1 protein-coding gene is annotated in these 1257 nt (G+C 61.8%); it reads right to left on the bottom strand.

Going from position 1 to position 1257, the window contains the following annotated elements; all coding sequences use genetic code 11:
• Positions 1-1151, bottom strand: a 1151-nt coding sequence (locus AAHH99_RS24895) for an IS481 family transposase (protein ID WP_418771135.1), incomplete at its 3' end; no start/stop codon positions are given.
• Positions 1152-1257: the final 106 nt, after the last annotated feature.

Here is a 1257-nt window from a genome sequence, read left to right as displayed (position 1 = left end):
ACCTTGCCGGTGCTGGCGCGTGCGGCGGTCTTGACCAGAACGTCGCCAATGTAAAAGCGCAGCAGGTCACCGTCGACGTGAACATCACAGCGCGAACCGGCGTAGTGCTGCCCCAGGCTGACTTGCTGCCAGGACACGCAGACCATCCCGTTGGTGGTCACTTTGCGGCTCACCCAGTCAGAGCCGGTGCGCTCGTCGCTGAGTCCCAGCACCGGTGCCCCCACCATCGTGATGGCTGGTTGCGAGGTGAAGCGTGAGGCCGGTGTAGCCATCTGTAGGGCCTGATGAGGACGCTCGCTGTTGTAGAAGTCGACCCATTCATCGAGGGCCTGTTGGGCGGTCTTGAGGTTGGTGAAAGGACGTCGATTGCCGAGGAATTCAGCACGCAGGCTGCGGTGGAACCGTTCGATCTTGCCAGTCGTGGTCGGGCTGCGCGGCTGGGTCAGGATGTGGTCGATACCGTGCTCGCGGCAGATGGCGTCAAACAGAACCTCCACTGGGGGATGGTTGAACCGGCCAGTGAAGACCTTGCCGTTATCGGTCAAGATCTGCATCGGCGTGCCGTAGGCGGCCAGCGCCGCGCGCAGACCGTCACAGACTGCTCGGGTGCGTTCGCGGGCCATCAGCTTGGCGCAGACGCACATTCGAGAATGGTCATCAATTCCGGTCAATGCCTTGGCGCTGGTGCCGCCGGCCAGAGCGAATCCGCCGACGATGTCCATCTGCCACAACTCCATCGCCGTGGCACGTTCCCAACGCTTCCACTTGCGCGAGCGCCGATCGCGCAGGTGCGGATCAATCATTTGCGCGCGCACCAACGCCCGATATGCCGCCGACTCCGAAGGAACCGGCGTCACACCGCGTTTGCTCAGCTCAAATACCAGCCGGCGCGGACCCCAATAGGGTCGGGTGCGGCGCAACTCCAACAACGCCGCCTCGACCCGTGCGGGCATCTGATGCGGACACGACGCCGGCCGATGAGACCGGTCAACCAGCCCCTCGAGTCCTTCTGCCTCATAGCGCGCCAACCACGAGTGCAGCGTCTGACGCGACACTCCTACCTTCGATGCGACCTGCGAGATCGATAATCCATCGCTGATCACCGCTAACACGGCCTGATACCGCTGCTCAGCCACGCTCAACTCCCTCATTAAGGGAGTGTCAAGGATCAACCGAAGCAACTGTCAAGCATCAGCCGAAACACTGTCAGGAATCACCCGAAACAGATATGTCCAGCATCAGCCGACCTAATACAAA

The sequence above is a fragment of the Mycobacterium neumannii genome, assembly GCF_048452905.1.
Lineage (GTDB): Bacteria > Actinomycetota > Actinomycetes > Mycobacteriales > Mycobacteriaceae > Mycobacterium > Mycobacterium neumannii_B.
This window is presented reverse-complemented; position numbering and strand designations above follow the sequence as displayed.